General features: G+C 63.4%; 27 protein-coding genes. 9 read left to right on the top strand and 18 right to left on the bottom strand.

Features of this window, described 5'->3' with window-relative positions:
• Positions 1 to 25 precede the first annotated feature (25 nt).
• The 5 genes from flgF to flgB form a co-directional block, all read right to left on the bottom strand.
• Positions 26 to 763, bottom strand: coding sequence for a flagellar basal-body rod protein FlgF (gene flgF, locus J8I26_RS02515; protein ID WP_209603729.1), 738 nt, complete (start codon positions 761 to 763; stop codon positions 26 to 28).
• Positions 764 to 873: 110 nt separating this feature from the next.
• Positions 874 to 2,184: a flagellar hook protein FlgE gene (gene flgE, locus J8I26_RS02510; protein WP_209603727.1), complete on the bottom strand. Its 1,311-nt coding sequence runs from the start codon at positions 2,182 to 2,184 to the stop codon at positions 874 to 876.
• 38 nt (positions 2,185 to 2,222) lie between these two features.
• Complete coding sequence (locus J8I26_RS02505) at positions 2,223 to 2,945, bottom strand: flagellar hook assembly protein FlgD (protein ID WP_209603725.1); 723 nt, start codon at positions 2,943 to 2,945, stop codon at positions 2,223 to 2,225.
• Between the two features lie 14 nt (positions 2,946 to 2,959).
• The gene (gene flgC, locus J8I26_RS02500; RefSeq protein ID WP_209603723.1) at positions 2,960 to 3,364 is read right to left on the bottom strand and encodes a flagellar basal body rod protein FlgC; all 405 of its coding nucleotides are present in this window, start codon (positions 3,362 to 3,364) and stop codon (positions 2,960 to 2,962) included.
• A gap of 6 nt (positions 3,365 to 3,370) precedes the next feature.
• Positions 3,371 to 3,799 carry a flagellar basal body rod protein FlgB gene (gene flgB / locus J8I26_RS02495; protein WP_209603721.1) on the bottom strand — a complete coding sequence of 143 codons (429 nt, stop codon included), beginning with the start codon at positions 3,797 to 3,799 and terminating at the stop codon, positions 3,371 to 3,373.
• Positions 3,800 to 4,010: 211 nt separating this feature from the next.
• On the opposite strand from flgB, the gene flgA reads away from it, so the two are divergent.
• From flgA to J8I26_RS02480, 3 genes are all read left to right on the top strand, one after another.
• Entirely contained in the window at positions 4,011 to 4,748 is a 738-nt protein-coding gene (flgA, locus tag J8I26_RS02490; protein ID WP_209603719.1) for a flagellar basal body P-ring formation chaperone FlgA, read from the top strand.
• A gap of 166 nt (positions 4,749 to 4,914) precedes the next feature.
• Positions 4,915 to 5,238 (top strand): flagellar biosynthesis anti-sigma factor FlgM, encoded by a 324-nt coding sequence (flgM, locus tag J8I26_RS02485; RefSeq protein ID WP_209603717.1) that lies wholly within the window; start codon positions 4,915 to 4,917, stop codon positions 5,236 to 5,238.
• A 61-nt stretch (positions 5,239 to 5,299) separates the two neighbouring features.
• Positions 5,300 to 5,761 (top strand): flagellar protein FlgN, encoded by a 462-nt coding sequence (locus J8I26_RS02480; protein ID WP_209603715.1) that lies wholly within the window; start codon positions 5,300 to 5,302, stop codon positions 5,759 to 5,761.
• Positions 5,762 to 5,848: 87 nt separating this feature from the next.
• Here the strand turns inward: J8I26_RS02480 and J8I26_RS02475 are convergent, their stop codons facing one another.
• The 11 genes from J8I26_RS02475 to J8I26_RS02425 all read right to left on the bottom strand — a co-directional run bounded on the left by J8I26_RS02475 (position 5,849) and on the right by J8I26_RS02425 (position 18,189).
• On the bottom strand, positions 5,849 to 6,583 hold the full coding sequence (locus tag J8I26_RS02475; protein WP_209603714.1) for an RNA polymerase sigma factor FliA: 735 nt from the start codon (positions 6,581 to 6,583) through the stop codon (positions 5,849 to 5,851).
• Positions 6,584 to 6,588: 5 nt separating this feature from the next.
• Positions 6,589 to 7,389, bottom strand: coding sequence for an antiactivator of flagellar biosynthesis FleN protein (locus J8I26_RS02470; protein ID WP_209603711.1), 801 nt, complete (start codon positions 7,387 to 7,389; stop codon positions 6,589 to 6,591).
• 34 nt (positions 7,390 to 7,423) lie between these two features.
• Positions 7,424 to 8,917: a flagellar biosynthesis protein FlhF gene (gene flhF / locus J8I26_RS02465; RefSeq protein WP_209603709.1), complete on the bottom strand. Its 1,494-nt coding sequence runs from the start codon at positions 8,915 to 8,917 to the stop codon at positions 7,424 to 7,426.
• Positions 8,914 to 11,013 (bottom strand): flagellar biosynthesis protein FlhA, encoded by a 2,100-nt coding sequence (gene flhA, locus J8I26_RS02460; RefSeq protein ID WP_209603707.1) that lies wholly within the window; start codon positions 11,011 to 11,013, stop codon positions 8,914 to 8,916. The genes flhF and flhA overlap by 4 nt, the downstream gene beginning before the upstream one ends.
• 2 nt (positions 11,014 to 11,015) lie before the next feature.
• Positions 11,016 to 12,191: a flagellar biosynthesis protein FlhB gene (flhB, locus tag J8I26_RS02455; protein WP_209603705.1), complete on the bottom strand. Its 1,176-nt coding sequence runs from the start codon at positions 12,189 to 12,191 to the stop codon at positions 11,016 to 11,018.
• 318 nt (positions 12,192 to 12,509) lie between these two features.
• Positions 12,510 to 13,160 carry a protein phosphatase CheZ gene (gene cheZ / locus J8I26_RS02450; RefSeq protein WP_209603703.1) on the bottom strand — a complete coding sequence of 217 codons (651 nt, stop codon included), beginning with the start codon at positions 13,158 to 13,160 and terminating at the stop codon, positions 12,510 to 12,512.
• 1 nt (position 13,161) lies between these two features.
• A complete protein-coding gene (cheY, locus tag J8I26_RS02445; protein WP_006712751.1) occupies positions 13,162 to 13,557 on the bottom strand; it encodes a chemotaxis response regulator CheY in 396 nt (131 codons plus the stop codon).
• 180 nt (positions 13,558 to 13,737) lie between these two features.
• On the bottom strand, positions 13,738 to 14,814 hold the full coding sequence (locus J8I26_RS02440) for a chemotaxis response regulator protein-glutamate methylesterase (protein WP_209603701.1): 1,077 nt from the start codon (positions 14,812 to 14,814) through the stop codon (positions 13,738 to 13,740).
• Positions 14,815 to 14,886: 72 nt separating this feature from the next.
• Complete coding sequence (cheD, locus tag J8I26_RS02435) at positions 14,887 to 15,492, bottom strand: chemoreceptor glutamine deamidase CheD (protein ID WP_209603699.1); 606 nt, start codon at positions 15,490 to 15,492, stop codon at positions 14,887 to 14,889.
• On the bottom strand, positions 15,489 to 16,361 hold the full coding sequence (locus J8I26_RS02430; RefSeq protein WP_209604761.1) for a CheR family methyltransferase: 873 nt from the start codon (positions 16,359 to 16,361) through the stop codon (positions 15,489 to 15,491). Before J8I26_RS02430 ends, cheD begins: the two co-directional genes overlap by 4 nt.
• Positions 16,362 to 16,548: 187 nt before the next feature.
• Complete coding sequence (locus J8I26_RS02425; protein WP_209604759.1) at positions 16,549 to 18,189, bottom strand: methyl-accepting chemotaxis protein; 1,641 nt, start codon at positions 18,187 to 18,189, stop codon at positions 16,549 to 16,551.
• Positions 18,190 to 18,514: 325 nt separating this feature from the next.
• On the opposite strand from J8I26_RS02425, the gene J8I26_RS02420 reads away from it, so the two are divergent.
• Positions 18,515 to 18,790 (top strand): metal/formaldehyde-sensitive transcriptional repressor, encoded by a 276-nt coding sequence (locus J8I26_RS02420; protein ID WP_209603697.1) that lies wholly within the window; start codon positions 18,515 to 18,517, stop codon positions 18,788 to 18,790.
• Positions 18,791 to 18,804: 14 nt separating this feature from the next.
• A complete protein-coding gene (gene dmeF / locus J8I26_RS02415) occupies positions 18,805 to 19,749 on the top strand; it encodes a CDF family Co(II)/Ni(II) efflux transporter DmeF (protein ID WP_209603695.1) in 945 nt (314 codons plus the stop codon).
• A gap of 206 nt (positions 19,750 to 19,955) precedes the next feature.
• On the opposite strand, the gene J8I26_RS02410 is transcribed toward dmeF, so the two are convergent.
• Complete coding sequence (locus tag J8I26_RS02410; RefSeq protein ID WP_209603693.1) at positions 19,956 to 20,891, bottom strand: LysR family transcriptional regulator; 936 nt, start codon at positions 20,889 to 20,891, stop codon at positions 19,956 to 19,958.
• Between the two features lie 105 nt (positions 20,892 to 20,996).
• On the opposite strand from J8I26_RS02410, the gene J8I26_RS02405 reads away from it, so the two are divergent.
• The 4 genes from J8I26_RS02405 (at position 20,997) to J8I26_RS02390 (ending at position 24,413) form a co-directional block, all read left to right on the top strand.
• A complete protein-coding gene (locus tag J8I26_RS02405) occupies positions 20,997 to 22,112 on the top strand; it encodes an alkene reductase (RefSeq protein WP_209603691.1) in 1,116 nt (371 codons plus the stop codon).
• A gap of 42 nt (positions 22,113 to 22,154) precedes the next feature.
• Complete coding sequence (locus J8I26_RS02400) at positions 22,155 to 22,850, top strand: SDR family oxidoreductase (RefSeq protein WP_209603689.1); 696 nt, start codon at positions 22,155 to 22,157, stop codon at positions 22,848 to 22,850.
• Between the two features lie 7 nt (positions 22,851 to 22,857).
• Entirely contained in the window at positions 22,858 to 23,256 is a 399-nt protein-coding gene (locus tag J8I26_RS02395; protein ID WP_209603687.1) for an extradiol dioxygenase, read from the top strand.
• A gap of 239 nt (positions 23,257 to 23,495) precedes the next feature.
• Positions 23,496 to 24,413 carry an alpha/beta hydrolase gene (locus tag J8I26_RS02390; RefSeq protein ID WP_209603685.1) on the top strand — a complete coding sequence of 306 codons (918 nt, stop codon included), beginning with the start codon at positions 23,496 to 23,498 and terminating at the stop codon, positions 24,411 to 24,413.
• An 82-nt stretch (positions 24,414 to 24,495) separates the two neighbouring features.
• On the opposite strand, the gene J8I26_RS02385 is transcribed toward J8I26_RS02390, so the two are convergent.
• Positions 24,496 to 24,714: a hypothetical protein gene (locus J8I26_RS02385; protein ID WP_209603683.1), complete on the bottom strand. Its 219-nt coding sequence runs from the start codon at positions 24,712 to 24,714 to the stop codon at positions 24,496 to 24,498.
• Between the last annotated feature and the right edge of the window lie 71 nt (positions 24,715 to 24,785).

The raw sequence follows: 24,785 nt of genomic DNA, 5'->3' as shown, positions 1-24,785 counted from the left end.
CTCCGGTAATCGGCGGTTACTACAATCAGGACAGCGAGAGGATCTGGGTCGCCTTGGTCGCATCGCTTTCGGCGGTCTGGATCATCTTCATGTTCATTTCAAACTGGCGCGAGAGGTTGATCATGTTGACCATCGCCTCCACTACGTTCACGTTGCTGCCCTCCAGCGCTCCGCTCGCCAGGCGCACGTTGGCGTCGGGCTGGGCCGCACCGGTGATGGTGCGGAACATGCCGTCGTCGCCGCGCTTCATGTTCTTGTCGTCGGGGTTGACCAGCTTGATGCGACCCAGCACGTTGACCGCGTTGGGAATGCCGTTGGTCGGGATCGCCGAGACGGTGCCGTCGGCGGCAATGGCCACGGTGACGTCGGGCGGAATGGTGATCGGGCCGCCGTCGCCCAGCACGGGCTGGCCGGACTGGGTCTGCAGGATGCCGTTCTCGTTGGTCTTGAAGCTGCCGTTGCGGGTGTAGGCTTCGGCGCCGTCAGGTGTCTGCACGGCGATCCAGCCGCGTCCCTGCACCGCCACGTCGAGCGCGCGACCGGTGTCCTGGATCGGCCCTTGCGAGAAGTCATTGCCGGCGGTGGAGTCCACCACGAAGGCGCGGGTGGCCAGGCCTTCGCCTTTGACCGGCGCCGAACGGAAAGTATTGAGCTGGGCGCGAAAGCCCGTCGTCGTGGCATTGGCCAGGTTGTTGCTGGCGGTAGCCTGCTGCTCCAGCGTGTGCTTGGCGCCGGACATCGCGGTATAGACCAGACGATCCATAAAACCCCTCTGCGCGACACCGGCCTGCGGCGCCGCTGATTGAAACTGGTCGCCGGCAACGCCGGCGACCTTGAAACCCGCACGCCCGAAGGCGCGCGCCCATCAAGCGATCAGCGCAGGCTGACCAGGGTCTGCAGGACGGTATCCTGAACCTTGATGGTTTGCGAGTTGGCCTGGTAGACGCGCTGGGCCACGATCATGTTGACCAGCTCGGCGGTCAGGTCGACGTTGGAGTCTTCCACCGCGCGCGCCTGCAGCGTACCGAAGGTGCCGGTGGTCGGCTGGCCCACCAGCGGGCTGCCGGCGGCGGCGGTCGCTTGGTACAGGTTGTTGCCCAGCGGCTGCAGGCCGTTCGGGTTGGCGAAGTTCACCAGCACCACGGTACCCAGGTTCTTGGTCTGCTGGTTGCTGTAGGAGCCGACGATGGTGCCGTCCTTGTCGATCGAGAAGCTCGACAGCGTGCCCGGCGCCATGCCGTTCTGCGACTGCGCCAGGTTGACGAAGGCCGAACCGGTCTGGGTCGAGCCGGCGTAGTTCAGCGCAATGGTGCTGGCGAAGACACCGCCGGCCTTGACGACACCGGCGTTGGTGCCGGCGGTGGTCAAGTCGATGGGGATGTTGCCGCTCGCAATTGCAGTGCCGGTGCTGTCCAGGGTGCTGGTCAGCGTGCCGGTGGAGTTGAACACCATGGAACCCAGCTTCAGCGGGGTGGTGCCGCCGGTGGTGGTGGTCAGGGTCTTGCCGTCGACGGTCGCGTAGACGTCCCAGGTGGTCGTCGGCGGAGTACCGGTGGCGGCATTCTTGACGTAGTAAGTCTGCACGCTGTACGGGTTACCCAGGCTGTCATAGATCGTGACGCCGGTCGAGTTGTTGTAGGTGGTCGGGTCGGCGGCATTGAACGGCGTGGTGGTCGGCACGCTCAGGCGCGAGTCCAGGTTCACCTTGGTGCTGATCGTGGTGGTGGTGGTGGCCGGGATCGACGAGGTATTGATCTGCAGTGCAACCGGGTCACCGCCCGAGGAGCCGGCAGCCCAACCCATCAGGTAGGCGCCGTTCATGCTGGGGTTGACGATGTAGCCGTTCTTGTCCAGCTGGAACTGGCCGTTGCGGCCGTACATCGGCGAGCTGTTGTCCAGGCTGGACGACAGCTGGAAGAAGCCGTCGCCGTTGATGGCGATGTCCAGCGGGTTGTTGGTCGACGTCACGTTGCCCTGGGTAAACGATTGGGCGACGTTGGCCACGGTGACGCCGATGCCGACCGGCGAGTTGCCGGAACGATTCATCGAGTTTGCGTACATGTCCGCAAACTGCGCCTGCGACTGCTTGAAGCCGACCGTGCTGGCGTTGGCCACGTTATTACCGATGACATCCAGGCTCTTAGCTGCGCCGTTCAGTCCGCTCAGACCTTGTTGAAAACTCATGTGATACCCCTTTGCCCCGAAAGTTGTCGGTATGACGATTAAAGAATTTGCACAACATCGGTCGGCTTGATGGTGCCGATGTTGGTGACGTTCAGCTTGACGCCGTCGGACGCGGTGGTGACGCTGGCGACGGTGCCGAATGCCAGCGCGGTAGCGTTCACGGCAGTGCCGTTATTGGACGCGGTGACGGTGAAGGTGTACTTGCCGTCGGCAGCCTTGCCGCCGGCGTCGTTGGTGCCGTCCCAGATCACCGGCGCCGTGCCGGAGGCCTGCGAACCCAGGTCCATCGTGCGCACCACGGCGCCGGTGGAGTCCTTGACGGTGACGGTGACGTTGGAGGCCGCGGTATCGAGCTGGACGCCGAACACCGCCTTTTGCGTGGTGGTTTCGGTGCCGTCTTCTGCCTTCGTGGTATCCGAGGTCAGCTGGATGTTGTTGCCCGGCGCGAACACGCTGTGGCCGATCATGTTGGCCGACTGCAGCGCCTGCGAGGAGCTCAGGTTGCCCATCAGGGTCGACAGCGTGGCGTTGAGCTGGCTGATGCCCGAGACCGTCGACAGCTGCGCCATCTGGGTAGTCATCTGCGAGTTGTCCATCGGGTTGCTGGGATCCTGGTTCTTCATCTGCGCGATCAACAGCGTCAGGAAGCGGTTCTGGATCGCGTCCGGGCTGTTGTCGTTCAGGCTGGAGCTGCTGCTGGCCGAGCTGGTGGTGCTCGTGCCATTCATCGCGGTGAGCAGGTCGCTGGATACGGTAGTCATGGCGTGAATTCCTGTTATTGACCGATGGTCAAGGTTTTAACCAGCATGGCCTTCGCGGTGTTCATGGTTTCCACGTTGGTCTGGTAAGAGCGGGAGGCCGAGATCATGTTGACCATTTCCTCGACCGGATTGACGTTGGGCATGGCCACATAGCCGTTGGCATCGGCCATCGGATGCTTGGGGTCGTACACCAGCTTGGGCGGTGCCTGATCCTCGACCACGGCGGCAACCTTGACGCCGCTGTCCTTGACGCCGCCCACCGGGATCGCCTGGAACACCACCTGCTTGGACTTGTAAGGCGTGCCGTCCGGGCTGGTGGCGCTGTCGGCGTTGGCGATGTTGCTGGCGGTGGCGTTCATGCGCTGCGACTGCGCGCTCATGGCCGAACCGGCAACGTTGAAGATGTTGGAAAGGGACATGGCTTATTAACCCGGTTGGATGGCGTTGATCATGGCCTTGATCTGGCCGTTCACAGAGGTGACGCCGGCTTCGTAGCGAATGCCGTTGTCGACGAATTCATTGCGTTCCACGTCCAGGTCGACGGTGTTGCCGTCCACGCTGCCCTGGGCCGGGTTGCGATACAGCAGCGGCGAACCGCCGATACTGCCCTCGCCGGTGGCGGCTGCCGCGCCGGCCACGTGGGCGGCGGAAGTGCGCGCCATCGTCACGGGGGGCATCGCGGTGGTCTTGTTGTCCATCGCGTTTTTCAGCGTATCGGCGAAGTTGATGTCGCGCGCCTTGTAGTTGGGCGTATCGGCGTTGGCGATATTGGACGCGATCAACTGTTGCCGCTGGGCACGCAGGTTCAGCGCCAGTTCGTTGAAACGAAAGTAGTCGTCGAGCTTAGAGACCATCAGGTCCTCCAGGAATACCGGCCCCGCTCAAGTTTCTAGCGGACTGCGCCGATGATGGAATTACGTAGGCTTGATCATACGTTCCACCCCGGATCTTTAATGGGCGATAAGCAGAGAAAAGCGTCCCCTGTTTCTGCTTTTGACCTCACGCGCGCGAAGTAACATTGCTGCCAAGATTCGCCAATGCCCCGCTTGGGGCGAGTTGCATAAAATGAAACACCCCTTCCGCGCCCTGCGCCGCGCCTTCATCGCCCTTGCCGCCCTGGCGGTCGGCGCGACGATCTGCAGCACATCGTTTGCCCAGAACGATCCCAATGTGCCGCAGCGTCAGAACTTGGCTGCCTTGCAACAGACTGCCGAGCAATTCCTCAAGAGTCAGACTTCGGGCCTGCCCGGCAGCGTAAATATCGAGGTCGACCCGGTCGACCAGCGCCTGAACCTGGCCGCCTGCGTTGAGCCGCAAGCCTTCATGCCCAACGGCGCCCGTCTGTGGGGCAAGACCACCATCGGCGTGAAATGCGTGGCGCCCTCCCCTTGGACCATTTATCTGCGCGCCAGCGTGCAGGTCATCTCGGATTACCTGGTCGCCGCCGTGCCGCTGGTGCAGGGCCAGACCATCAGCATTACCGACGTGACCCGGGTGCGCGGCGACATGTCCAGCCTGCCCAACGGCGTCATCACCGAGGAAGCGCAGGCCGTGGGCCGGGTTGCCGCCATGTCGGTGCGCGCCGGCACGCCGCTGCGCGTGGACTCGGTGCGCAACCAGCGCGTGGTGCAGCAAGGCCAGCCGGTGCGGGTGGTGTCCAACGGACCGGGCTTCCAGATTTCGACCGAAGCGCGCGCCCTGACCAATGCCAACGAAGGCCAGATGGCGCAGGCGCGCACGCCGGCCGGACAGGTGGTCAGCGGGATCGCCAAGGCCGGCGGGATTCTGGAAATCAACTATTAATAGAGGGCAATAGTTCCCGGTGGAATTATTCAGCTCTGCGCTTGTAAAGAAAATTGTGCCGGAGGCCTAAATTAACGGCCTCGGATGTTAAAGTTTGCGGAGAAATCGCCGATAATCTTAGCGACAGGCGGGTGCATTGCGCCCCCACCCTACAAGGAATACTGCCGTGAACGTTAATGACGCCCTCAAATCCGCTGCCGGCCGCACCACCGAGCAGACCCAGGCCCAACCGCGCAGCGGCGCCCAGTCTGGCGCTGCGACCGGCAATAGCGCTGCCGCCACGGCCGCCGCTTCGGATAGCGTGCGTCTGTCGGCAACCTACCAAACTCTGGAAACCAAGGTGAGCAGCAACGGCGGCAGCTTCGACGCGAAGAAAGTTGCCGAAATCAAAGCCGCCATCGCCAACGGCACCTTCCAGGTTGATCCCGAGAAAGTCGCCACCGGCCTGCTGGACACCGTCAAGACCCTGATCAGCGCGCGCAAGGCCTGATCCAGCAACACCCGCAGCAATACCTGATCGCAACGTTAATCGTTTGACACGGAATTTCGGCATGAGCAATCCCGCAAGCAGCCTGCCCCAGGAACAAGCATCCCTGGCACGCCTGGTCGACAAGCTCCGCCAGGAGCAGTCCCTGCTGTCGGAGACCACGGCCGAAGGCATGACCGACATGATCAGCGAGAAGGCCACCATTGTTGCCGAAATGACCACGCTGGCCGGTAACCGCCATCGCGTATTGGCCGAGCTGGGCTACGCCGACGATGAATCCGGCATGCAGCAATGGATGAATGAACGCGGAACCGATGCCGACAAGGATGTCTGGGCCGCCCTGTTCGAACTGGCGCAAGACGCCCGCGAACTCAACCGCATCAACGGCATCCTCATCGGCAAGAAACTGTCGATCAACCAGAGCGCCCTGACCGTACTGCAAGGCAAGACCGGCACCGGCAGCTTCTACGGCCCGGATGGCCAGAACAGCATCAAGTCCAGCGGCCGCCGCCTCGGCGTGGTCTGACCCGAGACCGATACCGCATCAACGAAAAAGCCCGGCATGCCGGGCTTTTTCATTCCTGTCCAATCTTCTGGCAGAGCAACAAGCAACTCAGGCCACGCCGGTCCAGGAATGTTCGCGCAAGTAGGAGCGCATGCGCGAGATCGCCTGGCTGTGCAGCTGGCAGACGCGCGATTCGGAGACACCCATCACGGCGCCGATTTCCTTCAAGTTCATCTCTTGCTCATAATACAAGCCCATCAGGATCTGCTCGCGCTCCGGCAAGGCGCGGATCGAATCTACCACTGCCTCGCGGAAGCCGCCGTTGATCAGGTTCTGCAGCGGATCGTCGGAACCGGAGGTCTGGTAACGGTCGAGGAAGTGCTCATGCCCACCCTCGTCGTCGTGGAAGTCTTCGTAGTAGATCAACTGATGGCCGCCGCACTCGGTCAGCATGGCTTGGTACTCCGCCAGGCTCAGCTTCATGTGCTGCGCCACTTCATTTTCCTGCGGCTGGCGGCCGAGCTGCTGCAGCAGAGACTGCAGCGCATCTTCCACCTTGCGGGCGTTCTGGCGAATGCTGCGCGGCAGCCAGTCGCTGCTGCGCAGCTCATCGAGCATGGCGCCGCGGATACGCTGCACGGCATAGGTCTCGAACTGCGCGCCGTGGGTTTCTTCGTAACGGTTGACCGCGTCCAGCAGGCCCATCATGCCGGCCTGAATCAAGTCGTCCACCTCGACGCTAGGGGGCAATTTAGCCTTCATCTGATGCGCCAGCTTTTTGACCAGCGGCGCATGCAGCTCCAGCATGTCGTTCTTGCCTGTTTTTCCCTTGACGTTATACATGCACGTCACACTCCGAGACTTGCACCGTCGGTTGCCATTCCGTAAGTGCTGCGCGCCGTTTCGGGCGCGATGAAACGCTTGGCCAGGCGATGGAAAGCGATGGTCGCTCCCGCGAACGGGAACACGTCCATCACCGCCCTGCCTTGACCGCAAGCCCGCCGGATATGCTCATCGGCGGGGATGGATCCGAGGAAGTTCAACTGCGCCGCCAGATAGCGACTCGCCGCCTGCGCCATGTTGGCATAAACGGTTTGCGCCTCGGCCTCGCTGGCGTCATTGACGATGAGGCTGAAAGGACGGCGACCCAGGCGGTCACTCAAGCTCTTCAACAGCACATAGGCCGCCTTGATCGAGGATGCCGTGGTGGACACCTGGATGACGATCTCACCCATTTCCATGGTCGACACCGGCAGTGACTGGTCGTCCGCCAATACACCGTTGACCAGTGTAATTTCGGCTTGTTCAATCAGGCTGTCAAAGATCTCCGTCAGGCGCCCGGCCTGCGGATTGGACGAGGCCGGCACCGTACGGCGCGCGACGCGCGCCATCGAAAAGCCCTCCGGCAACAGGCGCATCGCCTCATGCATGGGACGTTCCTTGCGCGCAACTTCCTGCAGCGTCGCCACGTCGTGGCGCAGACCGATGCGGGTCAGCAAGCCCGAAGAGGCCACACCGCCGTCCACCACCAGCACGTTATGCCCCCCCTGGGACAGCGAGGCCGCAAGGTTGATCAGCATGGCGCTCTTGTCTTCTTCCCCGAGCACGGAGAAGAAGGTGAACAGGCGCGGCACCGGACGCTCCAGCATCCGGCGCAGGCCTGCCGCCTGGTCGAAATCGTAACTAGCCAAAGCTCACCTCGCGCAGGCCTTTGTCATTCATCGACAGAGCGGTCGGGCCGACGACTCCCGGCAACTCGCCCTCCTGGAATTCGAACGGCGCGGTCTCGCGCTTTTGCTTGAAGGCGCGGTCGGCAAGGTAGAGTTTGTTGGCCACGTGCAGGTCTTCCGGCACGCGTTGGCCGTTGGCCACATAGTGCAGGTTGAGCTTGTGGCGAATCACCACATCCAGCACGTTGCCGATGGTGGCGGCCTCATCAAGCTTGGTGATGATGCAGCCGGCCAGGCCGGACTTGGAATACGCATGCACCACCTCGTTCAGGGTGCCGCCGGTGGCGGTGGAGTTCAGGCACAGCAGGCGCTTGATGTCCACGCCGGCGCCGGCCAGCATGGCGTCCTGTTCGGCCACCATCTGGTCGCGCTGACCCACGCCTGCGGTGTCGATCAGCACGGTGTGCTTGCCCTTCAACTCTTCCAGTGCGATGCGCAGGTCGGTCTCGTCCTTCACCGAGTGCACCATCACGCCCAGGATCTTCCCGTAGATGCGCAGCTGTTCGTAACCGCCGATACGGTAGCCGTCAGTGGTGATCAGGGCCAGCTTGCCGGAGCCGTGGCGCATCACGCAGCGCGCCGCCAGCTTGGCGGTGGTGGTGGTCTTGCCCACACCGGTGGGGCCCACCAGAGCAAATACGCCGCCGTTTTCCAGCAGCTCGTTCTCGTTGCCCAGCGTGCTGAGGTTGCGTGCCAGCACCGACTTGACCCAGAACATGATGTCCTGTGTCTTGGAGTTGGTCGGCAGGTTTTCGGTGATCAGGCGCGACAGGCTGGCCGAGAAGCCGGCCGCCAGCATTTCCTTCATGACCTGGCCCTTGAGCGGCTCGCGCTTCTGGGTGCCGCCCCACGAGATCTCGGCCAGCTGGGTTTCCAGCACGCCGCGCATGGAACGGATCTCGGTCATCACTTCCGACAGGATCTCGTCGTAGTCCTTGCCGTCGAACTCGGGCAGCGCCGAGCGCGGACGTTGATCCTGCTCTTCATTGGATTCACGCGCGGCCTCGTGACGACGGTTGCCGCCGCCGTCGTTGCCGCGGCTGCGCCAGACGCGCGCATCGGCCGGCGGCACCTGTTCGGCGTCACGCGCGGAGATACGGCCCAACGGCTGCTGATCCAGCAGCGGCGCATCGTCGCTGCGCGATGCGTGAACCGGGCGATGCGCCTGCTGCGCGATCGGCGAGGACAACAGCGCCGGACGCCGGGGCTGCTGCGCCGGCGGCAAACCCGACTGCTGCTGCAGCGAGGCTGCCTGCGGGCTACCTGCCGGATGGCGGGCGCCGTTGGGACCGACCAGCGTGGTCATGTCCTCATTGGCCATGGCGAGGATTTCTACGCCATCCGGAATATTGCGATTGGAGAGAATGACGGCGTCCGGGCCCAAGGCCTCGCGAACCTGGCGCCACGCCTCGCGAGACGAATTGGCGATAAATTTCTTGACGTTCATGCTTGCCCTCCAACTAGGCTGGTAACTTTAATCGTTTTCGATTCCGGAACTTCAGCGTGCGACAGCACGCGCAATTGTGGCATGGCACGGCGCAAGAAGCGCGCCAGCAAGGTACGCAAAGGACCCGACACCAGCAGCACGGTGGGCAAGCCCATCTGTTCCTGACGCTGGGCGGCCTGCTCGGTCTGAACCACCAGCGAATCGGCCAGGCCCGGCTCGATGCCGCCGCTGTCGCCGCTGGCATGCAGCGCTTGCATCAGCAGGCGCTCGAGCTTGGAGTCCAGCGCCATCACCGGCAGCTCGCTCTCGCCCGGGTAAATCTGCTGCACGATCGCACGGCCCAGCGCGATACGCACGATCGCCGTGAGTTCGCTCGGATCCTGGATACGCGCGGCGTGTTCGGCCATGGTTTCGATGATGCTGCGCATGTCGCGGATGTGCACGCCTTCCATAAGCAGGTTTTGCAGGACCTTCTGCAAGGTGCCCAGCGGCAGCATCTTCGGCACCAGATCCTCCACCAGCTTGGGCGCGTCCTTGGCCAGGTGATCCAGCAGGCTCTGCACCTCCTGGCGCCCCAGCAGCTCGGCTGCATGGGTAGTGATCAGGTGGTTCAGGTGCGTGGCCACCACGGTGCCGGCGTCGACCACGGTGTAACCCATGGTGGAGGCCTGTTCGCGCATGCTGCTGTCAATCCAGACGGCCGGCAGGCCGAAGGCGGGATCGGTGGTCATCATGCCCGGCAGCGGCCCGGTCACCATGCCGGGATTGATCGCCAGGAACTGTCCGGCATGCGCCTCGCCCTTGCCGACCTCCACCCCCTTCAGGGTAATGCGATAGGCCGATGGTTTCAATTCAAGGTTATCGCGGATGTGGATGGGCGGCGACAGGAAGCCCACTTCCTGGGCGAACTTCTTGCGGATGCCCTTGATGCGCTTGAGCAATTCGCCGCCCTGCGCCTTGTCCACCAGCGGGATCAGGCGATAGCCCACTTCCAGGCCCAGCGTATCGACCGGCATGACGTCGCCCCAGGTGGCTTCTTCCATTTCCTGAACCGGCGCGTTGCTGGCGACGGCTTCGGGCTGCACTTTCTCTTCCTTGGCTTGCTGCGCGCGCTTGCTGATGGCGTATGCGCTGCCGCCCATGGCCGCTGCCAGCAGGATGAAGGCGAAATGCGGCATGCCCGGGATCAGGCCCATGCCGCCGATGATCACGGCGGTGATGTACAGCACCTCCGGCTTGGCGAACAGCTGGTTGATCAGCTGGCCGCCGACGTCCTGGTCGTTGGCCACGCGGGAGACCACCACGCCGGCCGCGGTCGAGATGATCAGCGAGGGAATCTGCGCCACCAGGCCGTCACCGATGGCCAGCAGCGTGTAGTTCTTGATGGCGTTGTCGAAGGCCATGTCGTGCTGGACCATCCCCACCACCAGGCCGCCGACGATGTTGACCACGGTGACGATGATGCCGGCGATAGCGTCGCCGCGCACGTACTTGGAGGCGCCGTCCATGGCGCCGTAGAACTCGGACTCCTGCGCCACTTCCTTGCGGCGGGCGCGGGCTTCGGGCTCACCGATCAGGCCGGCGTTCAAGTCGGCGTCGATCGCCATCTGCTTGCCGGGCATCGCGTCCAGGGTGAAACGCGCGCCCACTTCAGCGATACGGCCGGCGCCCTTGGTCACCACCATGAAGTTGATGATGGTAAGGATCACGAACACGACAATACCGACGGTGTAATTGCCGCCGATCAGGAAGTGGCCGAAGGCCTCGATCACCTTGCCGGCCGCGTCCGGACCGGTATGGCCCTCGGTCAGCACCACGCGGGTGGAAGCCACGTTCAGCGACAGGCGCAGCATGGTCGACACCAGCAGCACCGCCGGGAAGGCGATGAAGTCCAGCGGCTTGACGGTATAGAGCGCCGTCATCAGCACGATGACCGACAGCGAGATGTTGAAGCTGAACAGCAAGTCCAGCATGAACGCCGGCAACGGCAGCACCATCATCGCCAGCATCATGACGATGAGGATCGGGGCCGCCAGTGCCCTGGTGCTCTTCAACGGCATCCAGGCCGGCATTTTCAATGTATTCAGTTTTGCCATAGTTACTGCGTTGTTCTACGCTGCGGTCCACGCCGCTTCTTGGTTGCGGTGAGCGGGTCCAATTCCTTGGGCACGTCGAGCTCGGTCGGCTCGACCGGACGGTTGCCGCCGAACTGGCCGTAGGTGCGAAGCTGGAAGATGTAGGCCAGCACTTCGGCCACGGCGGTGTAAAGCGCTTCCGGAATCTCGTCGCCGATTTCGGTATGGGTGTGCAAGGCGCGCGCCAGCGGCGGCGCTTCCAGCAGCGGCACCTTGTTCTCGCGCGCCACTTCGCGGATCTTGGCGGCGATGTCGTCGAAGCCCTTGGCCACGACCTTGGGCGCGCCCATCTTGCCCTCGGTGTATTTGAGCGCGACCGCATAGTGGGTCGGGTTGGTGACCACCACGTCGGCAGTCGGCACTTCGGCCATCATGCGGCGGCGGGCCATGGCGCGCTGCATCGCGCGGATCTTGCCCTTGACGTGCGGGTCGCCTTCGGACTCCTTGTGCTCCTGCTTGACCTCTTCGCGAGTCATGCGCAGCTTCTTGCCGTAGTTCCAGATCTGGTACGGGACATCGATGATGGCAATCAGGATCAGCGCGCACACCATGGTGATAAAGCTGATCCACAGCAGGTGCGCCGAATGGCTGCTCGCAGTTTTCAACTGCTCGACGCCCAGGCCCATCACGGCGTCGATCTGGCTCATGATGACCAGCCACGCGACGGTGCCGACCAGCACGGTCTTGAGCACCGCCTTGAGCAATTCGACCAGCGAATTGAGCGAAAACATGTTGGTGATGCCGCTGATGGGGTTGAGCTTGCTGAACTTGGGCGCCAGCGACTGGACGTTGAACAGCCAGCCGCCGAGGATCAGCGGCGAGGCCACGGCGGCCAGGGTCATCATGAAGGCGAGCGGGATGATCGCAATGGCAACTTCCATGAAATGCGCGCTGAACAACTGGTAAAGCACGACGGGATCGAAGGCGACGGCGCGCTCGAAGCTCATGGTCGCCACCATCAGGCGGTTCAGGCTGGTCACCAGCGGCCCGCTGAACATCCAGACGCAGCTGCCGCCGATGAGCAACAGCATGCAGGTAGCCATCTCGCGCGAACGAGGCACATCACCCTGCTCACGAGCACGCTCAATGCGTTTACTCGTGGCGGGTTCTGTCCGCTCCATATCGCTGTCTTCGGCCACTGCCGCACCCCCTGCATAAACCTCGTTCCCGTTTTGATAGACGGATTTCGAGAACGATAGGCAGGATTATTGGCGACCCGGCATCAAAATCATATGGGGAATAACGGGACAATCGTCCCCCATTTCGGACTAGGCAAAAGCGCCCGGCTCTGCCTCTGACAGAACGAAGCGTATCGAAATGGAAAGATGACAGAAACTGTCGAGCGAAGAGAAAAACCAATGAAGCAACGCCGCCGGAGAAATTTCCCTGGAAGAAACTTCGTGATCCGGCGTCGTTTTATTGCATTTCAGACAAGCACAACAGCATGGAAAGACAACTTAGAAACCCAAACTCTCCAGCAAGTCATCGACCTGGCCCTGGTTGGCGATCACATCCTTGCCGGTCGGGTCGATCTGCGGACCGTTGAGCAGGCCGGTGTCTTCGCGCTTGGCGTCGCCCGGCGAATAATCCACCAGCAGCTGCACCAGTTGCGACTCCAGCTCATGCGCCAGCTCGGTAACGCGCTTGATCACCTGGCCGGTCAGATCCTGGAAGTCCTGGGCCATCATGATGTCCAGCAGCTGCTGCTTGGTGGCGCTGCTGTCCTCGCCGGCTTGCGCCAGGAAAGCCGATGTTTTGGCCCCCAAGGCGCGATAGTCGGCCTCGGAGAAACTGCCGCTGCCGGCCGCATCCCATTGCGCCTTCAGGTCGGCGGCGCCATCGCTGATGCGATCCTGCATCGGGCTGGCCAGTTCGGTGGCGTTGAGCACGCGCTGCGCGGCCTGCTCGGTCATGCGCGCCACGTACTCCAGGCGATCACGCGCGTCCGGCATGTCGCTGGCGGCGCGTTCCAGCAGGCGATCAAAGCCCAAGCCGCGCAAGCTGTCGTGCAGGTTGCGCGTCATGTGGCCGATGCGGGCCAGCACCTCGTCGTTGACGGGGCCGGCGGCCTCACCGGCTTGAACGCCGGATTTCACACTGCCGTCCATATCAGCCACCTGCGGCCATCTTCTCGAAGATCTTGCCCAGCTTTTCGTCCAGGGTGGCGGCAGTGAACGGCTTGACCACGTAGCCGTTGGCGCCGGCCTGGGCCGCGGCCACGATGTTTTCCTTTTTGGCTTCGGCAGTCACCATCAGCACCGGGAGCTTGGACAGCGCCGGATCCTTGCGGATTTCCTGCAGCATGGTCAGGCCGTCCATGTTGGGCATGTTCCAGTCGGAGACCACGAAGTCGAACTGGTCGCTGCGCAGTTTTTGCAGCGCCTGCACGCCGTCTTCGGCTTCATCCACGTTGGTATAGCCCAACTCCTTGAGCAGGTTGCGCACGATGCGGCGCATCGTCGAGAAATCGTCGACGACTAAGAACTTGGTATTGGGACCCGACATGCTAAGACTCCATCTATTCAATTAATCTTGGTTAACGGCAAGCCACTGTATGAACTTGAACCGTCTGCCTTATTCGCACGGGCCGGGCCATGCGGCCAACCCATACGCCCTCTCCTTCGCCACGGCATTGTAGTGCAGCAATGCCGAAAATGGCAGCTCAATCGGCGTGCCGCTCCGTTTTCAGACGCGCAGGGCGCGGCTTCCGTGTTCAGCCAGCCACGCCAGCACCCTGCCCGGCATCGCCTGCAGCGACAGCACCTCGTGGGCGGCGCCGATGGCGATCGCCTCGCGCGGCATGCCGAACACCACGCAAGACGCTTCATCCTGGGCGAAGTTATAGGCCCCGGCGTTGCGCATATCCATCATGCCGAGCGCGCCGTCCTTGCCCATGCCGGTCAGGATCACACCCACGGCGTTCTTGCCGGCGCAGGCCGCAGCCGACTGGAACAGCACGTCCACCGACGGCCGGTGACGGTTCACCGGCGGACCTTGATCAAGCTGAGTCATGTAGTTGGCGCCGCTGCGCACCAGCTTCAGGTGCGAATGGCCCGGTGCGATATAAGCGTGGCCCGGCAGCACGCGCTCGTTGCCGGCGGACTCGACCACCGAGATCTTGCACAGGTTGTTAAGGCGCTGCGCGAACGAACGGGTGAAGCCTTCCGGCATGTGCTGGGTAATCAGGATGCCGGGGCAATCGGACGGCATGCGGATCAGGAATTCCTTGATGGCCTCGGTGCCGCCGGTGGAGGCGCCGATGATGATCAGCTTTTCGCTACTGGTCAGCGGGTTGCGGATCTGCGGCAGCGCCTCGCCGGCGCCGCCCGCCTGCTCGGCCGCGCGCGGCGCGCGGGCGCGTACGCGCGCCTTGGACGCGGCACGGATCTTGTCGGCGATCATGTCGGCGTATTCCTGCATGCCGCTCTGGATCGAAATCTTAGGCTTGGTCACGAAATCGATCGCGCCCAGCTCCAGCGCGCGCAGCGTGATTTCCGAGCCGCGCTCGGTCAGCGAGGACACCATCACCACCGGCATGGGGCGCAGGCGCATCAGCTTTTCGAGGAAATCGAGGCCGTCCATGCGCGGCATTTCCACGTCCAGGGTCAGCACATCGGGATTGGTCTGCTTGATCAGCTCGCGGGCAATGATCGGGTCCGGGGCCACGCCGACCACTTCCATGTCGGGCTGGCTGCCAATGATTTCGCGCATCACGCTGCGGATCAGCGCGGAGTCGTCAACGATAAGAACTTTGATCTTCATATTCATGCTTTCCGTATTGCCTGCCACACTTGCGGCTGTGGCGTCCTGCGCACGCCGGCTTGCCGCCGGCCCTTAGAACAAGTCGACTGCGCCGCTGACCGGCTTGGTCACCAGCTTGCTTGCGTACGCCTTTTCCCGATCCGCCAGTGTGTTGTTGTGCAGCTGTTTGAGTTTTTTGACCAGCACCTTGCCGGTCCGTGGGAAAAAATAAACCTTGCGCGGCCAGATGTCGTTGAGGTCTTCCGCCACCACCCGGATGTTTTCCGCCTTGAGGTAGCGCCGCACGAACTCGGCATTGCGCTCGCCGACGTTGATCGCCGAGAAGCCGCGCAGCACGTTGCCGCCGCCGAACACCTTGGCTTCCAGGTTTTCGCGGCGCGCGCCCGCCTTGAGCACGTCGTTGATGAGGATTTCCATCGCGTAGTTGCCGTAACGCGCCGAGGCGGACACCGGGCTGCCGTCGTCACCGCCGCCGTCGGGCAGCATGAAATGGTTCATGCCGCCGATGCCGGAGACGCGATCGCGGATACAGGCCGACACGCAGGAGCCGAGCACCGTCACGATCATCATGTCCTTGTGCGTGAAGAAATACTCGCCGGGCAGGATCTTGGCCGAGTCGCAGTCGAAGGTGCGATCGTAATAGAGGTTGGTCGCAAACTGGTCGGGGGCCTGACTCATGCCTTGCTCCTCGCGCCGCGCTGGGCGGCATTCAGTTCATAGACCGTCTTGCCCTTGAGCTTGAGCGCATCGGAGACATAGAGGAAGTTCTCCGAATGCCCGGCGAAGAGCAAGGCATTGGGCTTCATCAGGGGCACAAAGCGCGACAGGATCTTGCTCTGGGTCGGCTTGTCGAAATAGATCATCACGTTGCGGCAGAAGATCACGTCGAACGGGCCGCTGATCGGCCAGCCGTCGGCCAGCAGGTTCAACTGCTTGAAGGTGATCAGCTTGCGCAGCTCCGGTCGCACGCGCACGTAGCCCTCATGGCTGCCCTTGCCGCGCAGGAAGAATTTCTTGACCCGCTCGGGCGACATCTTCTCAATGCGTTCCATCGGGTAGACGCCGTTGGCGCCGGTGGCCAGCACATTGGTGTCGATGTCGGTGGCAACGATCTGCACCGGCGGCGTCAGCGTGCCGTACGCCTCGCACACGGTCATCGCGATGGTATAGGGCTCCTCCCCGGTCGATGCCGCGGAGCACCAGATGGTCGCCGGCTCTTTCAGCGTCTTGACGAAATCGGCCAGGATGGGGAAGTGATGGGCCTCGCGGAAGAACGAGGTCAGGTTGGTGGTCAGGGCATTGGTGAAGGCCTCCCACTCGTCCGAATCCTGAGTGCGCTCGAGCATGTCGAGGTACTGGTTGAACGAGTGGATGCCGGTGGCGCGCAAACGGCGCGCCAGGCGGCTGTAAACCATTTCCTGTTTGCTGTCGGCCAGGGCGATGCCGGCCCGCTGGTAAATGAGTCCCCGCACCCGCTCGAAATCACGGCTGTTGAAATCGAACTCTTTGCCGGAGGATTCCCCCTTGCTTGGCGCCGTAGGCTTCAATGTCATTCCTTCACTTTCTCGGCGCCCGGACGGCACGCAACACTTTGTTTTCCATCCGCTCCTGCGGACAGTACCCCCTTGTCGAATAATCTATCACCCGCCGAACCGGGTCAAGCAAATCAGCCGTGGAAATGAAGCGGTTTTACCCCGCTATTGCGCCAAGTCAACGCTGGCCCTCCATGCATGCTCAAGCGCGCGAAACCCCGGTGCGCGCGCCTTGGCGAAGCGGCGCCGGCAAACCCGACGCGCCCCGCGCCGATGTCGGCACGACTTGCGCGGCCTGCGCCTGGGGAGCCGCGGCAGGCGCGTGACTGGAACGGTAACCGACGCGGAAACCGCCCCAATGCTTGCCATTCACATAAATCGGCACCGACAGGTCATGCATCACCTCGCCGGTGTCGCGCTTGTAGGTCTGCAACAGGAAAGGCTTGGTATTGGCGCCGCAGCGCTTGCCGGTGCGGTCGGTAAAGATGCGCTTGGTGCGGTTGTTGATCAGGTCGACGTCGTAGTTGCCGGTCAGCGGCTGCGAGAACTTCTTGTTATGCGTGGGGAAGTAGCCGTTGTTGTCCACCGAACCGGCATAGGCCAGCTGCGGCATGCGCTCCAGAATGGCCTCCTGGATCGCCGGCAGCACACGGTCGGTGAAGCCGTCGAACTGGGTCGAATGCTTCTGCGGCGAGGTGTTGGGAATGGGCTTGTAGGTGCGATCAAACAATGCCGCCTCGGCGATGCGCCCGGCCTTGATCGACTCCTCGAACAGCCGCCCGACTTGCCGCGCACCCTCGGTGGCCGCCAGGCGGATGGCATCGTGCGCCGAGCGTGCGCCGCTTTCGGCAATCGCCTCGAATACGGTCTCGGCCCGCTCCGACAACGCCATTGCCGACGCCGCCACGCGCGGAAGCTCTGTATCGGTCTGCAGCATGCCGTTGCGAATCGCAGTGATCGACTCGGCAATATTTTGGGTGGTCAGGACATGTTCGCGCGACGCCAGCGCGATCTCCTCGATCTGTTCCTGCGACTGGCCGGCCGAGCGCTCGATGCTGTTCAACAGGCCGTGCACCTTCTCCACATTCTGCGCCGCCTCCAGCACCCGCCCGCTCAGGGCCGTCATGCCCGAGGCCGCGCGCTCGGCCTCTTCATTGATGGCGCGCACCATGACGCCGATATCGTCGGTGGCCTCCTTGGTGCGCTGGGCCAGTTGGCGCACTTCGCCCGCCACCACCGCAAAGCCGCGCCCCTGCTCGCCGGCGCGCGCCGCCTCGATGGCCGCGTTCAAGGCCAGCAAGTTGGTGCGCGCGGCGATCTCGCTGATCACTTCGGTAATGCCGTGGATGCGGCGCGATTTTTCCTGCAGCTGCTCCATCATGCCGGAGGCGGACAAGGCGTCGGTGCGCGCCTGGCCGATCTGCTGCAGGCCGCGGTCAACCTCGGCGCGGCCGCTGACGCTCTCGGAACGAACCTCCGAGGCAATCGCCGACGCGCGCTCGGCATTGGCGGCGATCTGCTCGGTGGTGGCCGCGTTCTGTTCGGCGCTGGCCGCGATGTTGTTGGCCGAGTCGACGTCCTTGCTGATCTTGCTCTTGATGGAGTCGACGAAGAAAGAAGTCTCGGCCGCGCCGATCATGATGTGGTCGATCTCTCCGCCCACCTTGTCGACCAGCTGGCTGTCCCCGGACTTGCCGCGCCGCTGCGCCAGCGCAAAGCCGGCCAGCGCCAACAACACCGCCGCGCACGCCGGCCACGGTGCGCCGGCGACGTTGCCAACGCCCGCAGCATCGAGCGCAAATACGGCGCCGCAGCCGATCAGCGCCCCCGCCAACCACGGCAACAATGCCACGCCCCAAGCCCGCGCACCCGCCCCGGGCCCTCCTGCCTTCACCTCTGCCATCGCTTGTCTCCCTGCGGGTATCCCGCTTGTATGTGCCCGCGTCCCGGCAGGCATGGCTGCGTGCGTAATGAGCCGCATTGTCCGCATCGTAGATGGCTTAGCTTACGCATAGCTTATAAAACGCACGGTTGTTCGAATATCAATATTTCGTCATGAGCGGCCACCAGAGCGGCTTTGCTTGTCCGAATGACATCGCTCGGCGGCGCGGCTAATTGAGCATTGCGATGCTATACTCCGCTCATCACATAGGATAGGGGGGTATGGTATGAGCCATCTCGCACAACAGAAGGATCCGCTGCTCAAACGGGTACGCCGCATCGGCGGCCAGGTTCAGGCGCTGGAGCGCGCCATCGACGACGATGCCGGCTGCGCCAAGACGCTGCATCTGGCGGCCGCCATCCGCGGCGCGCTCAACGGGTTGATGGATGAACTGATCGAAGCCCACGCGCGTGAACACGTGGCGCGCCCCGGCCTGTCCGACATGGAGCGCAACCAGGGCCTGGACGAGATCCTGGAAGCGATTCGCCGCTATTCAAAATAAGCAGGAGGACCATCATGCAAAACACCTCACCCTTCGCGCACGAGCACGTCTACCTCGGCGTCGACCACGACCGCAACGCCCGCCGCACGTTGTGGGTGGTGCTGCTGACCGCCGTGATGATGGTGGCCGAGATCATCGCCGGCTACGTGACCGGGTCGATGGCATTGCTGGCCGACGGCTTCCATATGGCCACCCACGCCGGCGCCCTGGCCATCGCCGCCGGCGCATACAGCTTCGCGCGTCGCCATGCCCGCGATGCGCGCTTCAGCTTCGGCACCGGCAAGGTGGGTGACCTGGCCGGCTTCGCCTCGGCGTTGATACTGGCCGTGGTCGCCATCGGCATCGCCGCCGAATCGGTATGGCGCCTGGCCAGCCCGACCGCGGTCGAGTTCAGCGAAGCCATTGCGATCGCCGCGATCGGCCTGGTGGTCAACATCGTCAGCGCGCTGCTGCTGATGGACAAGCACCACGGCCATGGACATCATCAGCATGACCACCATGACCATCCTCACCACCACGACAACGACAACGGCCACCATCATCATGGCCGCGACAACAACCTGCGCTCTGCCTACGTGCACGTACTGGCTGACGCCCTGACCTCGGTACTGGCGATCGGCGCCCTGCTGGCCGGCCTCTATCTTGGCTGGACCTGGCTTGATCCGCTGATGGGCGTGATCGGCGCAGTGGTCATCGCGCGCTGGTCGTATTCATTGCTGCGCGAGACATCGACCGTGCTGCTGGACGTCACCGACGACCAGCTGGCCGACAAAATTCGTCACGCCCTCGACGGCCAGGCGCAGATCGACGACCTGCACGTCTGGCGCATCGGCCCGGTTGCGCGCGCCGCCATCATCAGCGTCTCGACCCCGGCGCGCGTGAGCGAAGCGATTCTGCGCGAAAAACTGGCCGGCATCGCCGAGCTCAAGCACATCACGCTGGAACACCGCGTGGCCTGAACCAGCACAAACAAAGCGCGCAATGCAAAGGCGGTCCGAGAATAATCCTCCGACTATTTGTCGATAGTCAGGGCAGCTTGCCCGCCGCAAGTACGCCAAAGCCCCTCTCGCAGGGGCTTTTTCATTCTGATTCTGATGCAGCTGTTCCATAGCGAATGTCAGCCGCCGCATCGCTCTGCCGGCAAGCCGGCGCAGGGCTTTGGCCCCTATCCGTGCCGCCGGAGCAGCGCCTCCAGTTCCGTCCCCGCCTGCGCGAAGCGCTCGACCAGGAAGTCCAGCAAGGCGCGCACTCGCGGCGCCATATAACGCGTTCGCTGATAAAAGGCATGCACCGGCGCATCCGGCGTACGCCATTCCGGCATCAGCACCTGAAGCCGCCCGGCCTGCAGGTCGGCGCCGATATCCCATATCGATTTCATGGCGATGCCGTGGCCGCCGATGGCCCATGCGCGAGCGACGGCCCCGTCGTTGGTCTCACGCGCGCCGGCCGCCGGCACGACGAAGGAGGCCACTTTTCCGTCGCGTTCGAAGCGCCATTCATTGGCCATGCCCGAGGCGGAGAACAACACAATGCAACGGAAACGATGCAGATCGTCAGGATGCTCCGGCATGCCCTGCGCCGCCACATAAGCGGGGGATGCACACAGCACACGGCGGTTGAACGCCAGCGGCCGCGCGACCATGGAGCTGTTCTGCGGCACCCCGAAACGGATGGCCAGGTCGAGATCGTCCTGCAGCAGATTGGCGACCGCATCGCCCAGGATCAGCGCCAGCGTGATTTGCGGATGCAGGCGGTTGAATTCTTCCAGCCAGCCCTGCAGCACATTGCGCCCGAAGTCCGAGGTGGCGGCGATGCGCAGCTTGCCGCTGACCGCGCTGCGCCCCGCCTGCAACGCGGCTTGGGCGTCGTCCAGTGCATCCAGCGCCTGCTGGCAGTGCGCCAGGTACATCGCGCCTTCGGCGGTCAGACGCAGGCGGCGCGTGGTGCGCTCGAACAGACGCGTGTTGAGCGAGGCCTCCAGTTTGACCAGGCGCGCGCTGGAAGCGGCCGGCGACAGGCCCATCTTGCGCCCTGCAGCAGACAGGCTGCCCAGGCTGGCGGCCTCGATGAAGAGGCGTAAGTCTCCCAGGTTTTGCGTCATGATTATTTTGTTTTATTTGAAAATAATTCAAATACTAGACCAATTATCAAAACCAAGGCGGATTCGCATAATGGCCTCCAGTCAAAACCCTTCTGGAGTCTACTCATGCAACCGAACCAGCCCCTTCTCGCCCCGCTCACCGTCGGCGAGCTCGCCCTGCCCCACCGCATCGTGATGGCGCCCATGACGCGCGCCCGCAGCACGCAACCCGGCGACGTGCCCAATGCGCTCAACGCCGCCTACTACGCCCAGCGCGCCTCGGCCGCCCTGATTGTCAGCGAAGCCGCGCAGATTTCGCCGCAAGGCAAGGGCTATTCGTTCACGCCCGGCATCTACAGCCAGGAGCAGGTACACGGCTGGAGCTTGGTGACCGACGCGGTGCACCAGGCCGGCGGCCGTATCTTCCTGCAACTGTGGCACGTTGGCCGCATGTCGCATCCCGATTTTCACGACGGCGCACTACCGGTCGCGCCGTCAGCGGTGCCGTTCGAAGCACAGATCTGGAAGGTCGACGCCGCCACCGGCATCGGCGCGATGGTCGATTGCCCAACGCCGCGCGAACTGGAGCGCGCCGAGATCGCCGCCATCGTCGAGGACTTTCGCCGGGGCGCGCGCAATGCCATCGATGCCGGTTTCGACGGTGTTGAAATCCACGGCGCCAACGGCTACCTGGTCGACCAGTTCCTGCGCACCACCTCCAATCGTCGCGAGGACGAATATGGCGGCACGCGCGAAAACCGCCTGCGCTTCCTGAAGGAAGTGGTGGACGCGGTGGCTGGCGAGGTCGGCGCACACCGCACGGCAATCCGCCTGGCACCGTTCCTGACCACGCGCGGTATGGACTGCCCCGACATCCTGCCCACCATCCTGGACGCGGCTTCGTTCCTGCAATCGCGCGGCATTGCTTACCTGCATCTGGTCGAAGCCGACTGGGACGACGCCCCCGAGTTCACCGAAGAGTTCCGCCAACAACTGCGCACGCGCTTTGCCCGTCCCATCATCGTGGCCGGCAACTATGACAAGCCGCGCGCCCAATGGGTGCTGGAACATGGCTATGCAGACCTGGTCGCGTTTGGTCGCCCCTTCGTCGCCAACCCGGATTTCCCGCGTCGACTGAGCGAGGACCTGCCGCTGGCCGAGTTCGACGGCGCCACGCTGTTCGGCGGCACGGAACGCGGCTACACCGACTACCCCGCACTGCCGCTGGCAGCCGCGGCCTGAATTCCAACCACGCTTCATCTCATCCTTTTTGGGAGCACAACCATGAAAGACACGACAGTCGTCGTCATCGGCGGCCTCTCCGGCATTGGCCGCGCAGTGGCAGAACAAGCGGCAGCGGCCGGCGCGCGCGTGATCGCCGCCGGCCGCCGGGCAACGCCCGCCGACTTTCCGACATCGATGGCCACCGCACACGTCGACATCGGCGACGACGCCTCGGTCGTGCGCCTGTTCGACGGCATCGGCGCCTTTGACCACCTGGTGGTCACCGCCGGTCCGGTGATCGGCTCGGCAAGGTTGGCCGACCTCGCCATCGAGGACGCCATCGCCGCCTTCAACGTCAAATTCTTCGGCCAGATGCGCGTAGCGCAGCAGGCGCTGCGCCACATCAACCGAGCCGGATCGATCACGCTGACGTCGGGCCTGCTGGCGCGCAAGGCTGCGCCCGGCGCACTGGTGAAGGCGACCATGAACGCCGCCACCGAGATCATGGCCAAGACGCTGGCCAAGGAACTGGCGCCGCTGCGCGTGAATGTGGTCAGTCCCGGCATGGTGGAAACCGGCATGTGGGGCGACTTGAGCGAGGCCGAGCGCAAAGCCATGGCTGCGCGCGCCGGCGCCAATCTGCCGGTAGGCCGCGTCGGCCAGGGCGCCGACCTGGCGCAGGCCTACCTGATGCTCATGCAAAACGGTTTCATGACCGGCAGCGTGGTCGACGTGGACGGCGGCGGCCTGCTGTGAGCCGGCCATGCAACTCGATCACATCACCATCGTGGCGCACGAGTGCGCCTGCCTGCGAAGCTTCTTCGTCGATGTCGTCGGTCTGAAAGAAGGTGCGCGACCGCCCTTCGGCATCAGCGGACACTGGCTCTACCTGGACAGCCAACCGGTATTGCACCTGATCGAGCGCCCCGATGCACCTTCCGGCGCCGGTGTGCGCATCGGCGGTCCGCCAGCCCGCATCGACCACATGGCGCTGCGCATCGACAGCCTCATTGAATGGCAACAACTGCTGCGTCGCCTGCGTGAACGCCAGATCCCCTACCAACTCTCCGGGATGCGTGCGCAACAGGAGCAGCAGCTGTTCGTCACACCGGTTCCTGACGTGACGGTGGAGTTTGTCATTGACGGAAGGTACCTGGCCTGAACAGCCAGGGACCTCTTTGCACAAGGGCCGTGGCGCAGACCCGGCTCACGTCATCGGCCGGACTTCGATCAATGACGGATATGCCTCGGGCATATCGCCCGGGCGACAAGGCCGGGAAAGTTTCACCTTAGCGTCCCCGTGCGGTTGCACTGAAACCCGACAGCACGCCGCAGGGGACATTGTTGATGGCCGTATCCGCAAGCCAGCCGAGCACGGTTGGCCAACTTATGGAGGTTCACATGCGAAAGATCTTTGCACTACTGCTCTCGGTTGCTTCTCTGCTTCCCCTGACGTCCCACGCTGCGGCAAAGGACTTCACCTTCCCCGCCGGCTTCAAGAGCCGGACACTGGCGGTCAACGGTACGCGTCTGAACGTGCGTAGCGCCGGCCAGGGGCCCACCGTCATCCTGCTGCACGGCTTCGGCGAAACCGGGGACATGTGGGCTCCGCTGGCGGCCAAACTGGCGACCAACCACACCGTCATCGTTCCCGACCTGCGCGGCATGGGGCTGTCAGACCATCCGGCAGCCGGATTCGACAAGAAAAACCAGGCGCTCGATATCGCAGGCGTGCTGGACGCGCTCAAGATCGGCAAGGTCGACGTCGTCGCGCACGACATCGGCAACATGGTGGCGTACGCCTTTGCCGCGCAGCAGCCTGAACGCGTCACCAGGCTGGTGCTGATGGACGCCCCGATACCCGGCGCAGGCCCTTGGGACGAGATCCTGAAGAGCCCGTTGCTCTGGCATTTCCGCTTCGGCGGCCCCGACATGGAACGCCTGGTAAAAGGACGGGAACGGATTTATCTCGACCGCTTCTGGAATGAATTTTCGGCTGACCCGAAGCGCTTCGATGAAGCATCGCGCAGGCACTACGCGAAGTTCTACGCCTTGCCCGGCGCAATGCACTCGGGGTTCGAACAATTCCATGCGTTTGATCAGGATGCCGTCGACAACAAGGCCTACATTGCGCAAGGACCGCTGCCGATGCCGGTGCTGGCCGTGGGCGGTGAAAAGTCGTTCGGCACGACCATGGAAACCGTGGCCCGTGCTGTCGCGACCAATGTCCAAGGCGCCGTGATTCCCGATTCCGGGCACTGGCTGATGGAGGAACAGCCGGATGCGACCATGTCGGTGATCATCAACTTCCTGCAATAAGCCAGCTCGCCGCTCCGGAACGCCCATGAAAAAAGCGCCGACGTTGCCGTGGGCGCTCTGACGTCTGGATGCGCCAAGTGCATCAGCGCCAGCCGCGATGCCAGCCGTATTGCGGGTGATGCCAGCCCCAGCCGTAGTGCGAATGGTATTCCCAGACATAGCCCGGTCCGGGCGACACGTAAGTCGGGGCGACGTATACCACGCCCGGCGGCGCGACATAGGCGGGACGAACCGGCTGCACCACGCAGCCGCCCAGAGCAAGGGCGCCGGCGACGGCGGGAATCAATAAAAGGGATTTCATGTTTGCGCTCCGATCTTGTTTGGCGTTTGGCGTTTGGCGGGTTCCGGATCGCTCCGGCATCCACGTTGTGT

Source organism: Herbaspirillum sp. LeCh32-8 (genome assembly GCF_017814915.1).
GTDB lineage: Bacteria > Pseudomonadota > Gammaproteobacteria > Burkholderiales > Burkholderiaceae_D > Herbaspirillum.
This window is presented reverse-complemented; position numbering and strand designations above follow the sequence as displayed.

Bases quoted from the DNA above. Each gene is read 5' to 3' on its own strand.
- flgF (WP_209603729.1), bottom strand. From the start codon at position 763: ATGGATCGTCTGGTCTATACCGCGATGTCCGGCGCCAAGCACACGCTG.
- flgE (WP_209603727.1), bottom strand. From the start codon at position 2,184: ATGAGTTTTCAACAAGGTCTGAGCGGACTGAACGGCGCAGCTAAGAGC.
- J8I26_RS02505 (WP_209603725.1), bottom strand. From the start codon at position 2,945: ATGACTACCGTATCCAGCGACCTGCTCACCGCGATGAATGGCACGAGC.
- flgC (WP_209603723.1), bottom strand. From the start codon at position 3,364: ATGTCCCTTTCCAACATCTTCAACGTTGCCGGTTCGGCCATGAGCGCG.
- flgB (WP_209603721.1), bottom strand. From the start codon at position 3,799: ATGGTCTCTAAGCTCGACGACTACTTTCGTTTCAACGAACTGGCGCTG.
- flgA (WP_209603719.1), top strand. From the start codon at position 4,011: ATGAAACACCCCTTCCGCGCCCTGCGCCGCGCCTTCATCGCCCTTGCC.
- J8I26_RS02480 (WP_209603715.1), top strand. From the start codon at position 5,300: ATGAGCAATCCCGCAAGCAGCCTGCCCCAGGAACAAGCATCCCTGGCA.
- J8I26_RS02475 (WP_209603714.1), bottom strand. From the start codon at position 6,583: ATGTATAACGTCAAGGGAAAAACAGGCAAGAACGACATGCTGGAGCTG.
- J8I26_RS02470 (WP_209603711.1), bottom strand. From the start codon at position 7,389: ATGCTGGAGCGTCCGGTGCCGCGCCTGTTCACCTTCTTCTCCGTGCTC.
- flhF (WP_209603709.1), bottom strand. From the start codon at position 8,917: ATGAACGTCAAGAAATTTATCGCCAATTCGTCTCGCGAGGCGTGGCGC.
- flhA (WP_209603707.1), bottom strand. From the start codon at position 11,013: ATGGCAAAACTGAATACATTGAAAATGCCGGCCTGGATGCCGTTGAAG.
- cheZ (WP_209603703.1), bottom strand. From the start codon at position 13,160: ATGGACGGCAGTGTGAAATCCGGCGTTCAAGCCGGTGAGGCCGCCGGC.
- cheY (WP_006712751.1), bottom strand. From the start codon at position 13,557: ATGTCGGGTCCCAATACCAAGTTCTTAGTCGTCGACGATTTCTCGACG.
- J8I26_RS02440 (WP_209603701.1), bottom strand. From the start codon at position 14,814: ATGAAGATCAAAGTTCTTATCGTTGACGACTCCGCGCTGATCCGCAGC.
- cheD (WP_209603699.1), bottom strand. From the start codon at position 15,492: ATGAGTCAGGCCCCCGACCAGTTTGCGACCAACCTCTATTACGATCGC.
- J8I26_RS02420 (WP_209603697.1), top strand. From the start codon at position 18,515: ATGAGCCATCTCGCACAACAGAAGGATCCGCTGCTCAAACGGGTACGC.
- dmeF (WP_209603695.1), top strand. From the start codon at position 18,805: ATGCAAAACACCTCACCCTTCGCGCACGAGCACGTCTACCTCGGCGTC.
- J8I26_RS02410 (WP_209603693.1), bottom strand. From the start codon at position 20,891: ATGACGCAAAACCTGGGAGACTTACGCCTCTTCATCGAGGCCGCCAGC.
- J8I26_RS02405 (WP_209603691.1), top strand. From the start codon at position 20,997: ATGCAACCGAACCAGCCCCTTCTCGCCCCGCTCACCGTCGGCGAGCTC.
- J8I26_RS02400 (WP_209603689.1), top strand. From the start codon at position 22,155: ATGAAAGACACGACAGTCGTCGTCATCGGCGGCCTCTCCGGCATTGGC.
- J8I26_RS02395 (WP_209603687.1), top strand. From the start codon at position 22,858: ATGCAACTCGATCACATCACCATCGTGGCGCACGAGTGCGCCTGCCTG.
- J8I26_RS02390 (WP_209603685.1), top strand. From the start codon at position 23,496: ATGCGAAAGATCTTTGCACTACTGCTCTCGGTTGCTTCTCTGCTTCCC.
- J8I26_RS02385 (WP_209603683.1), bottom strand. From the start codon at position 24,714: ATGAAATCCCTTTTATTGATTCCCGCCGTCGCCGGCGCCCTTGCTCTG.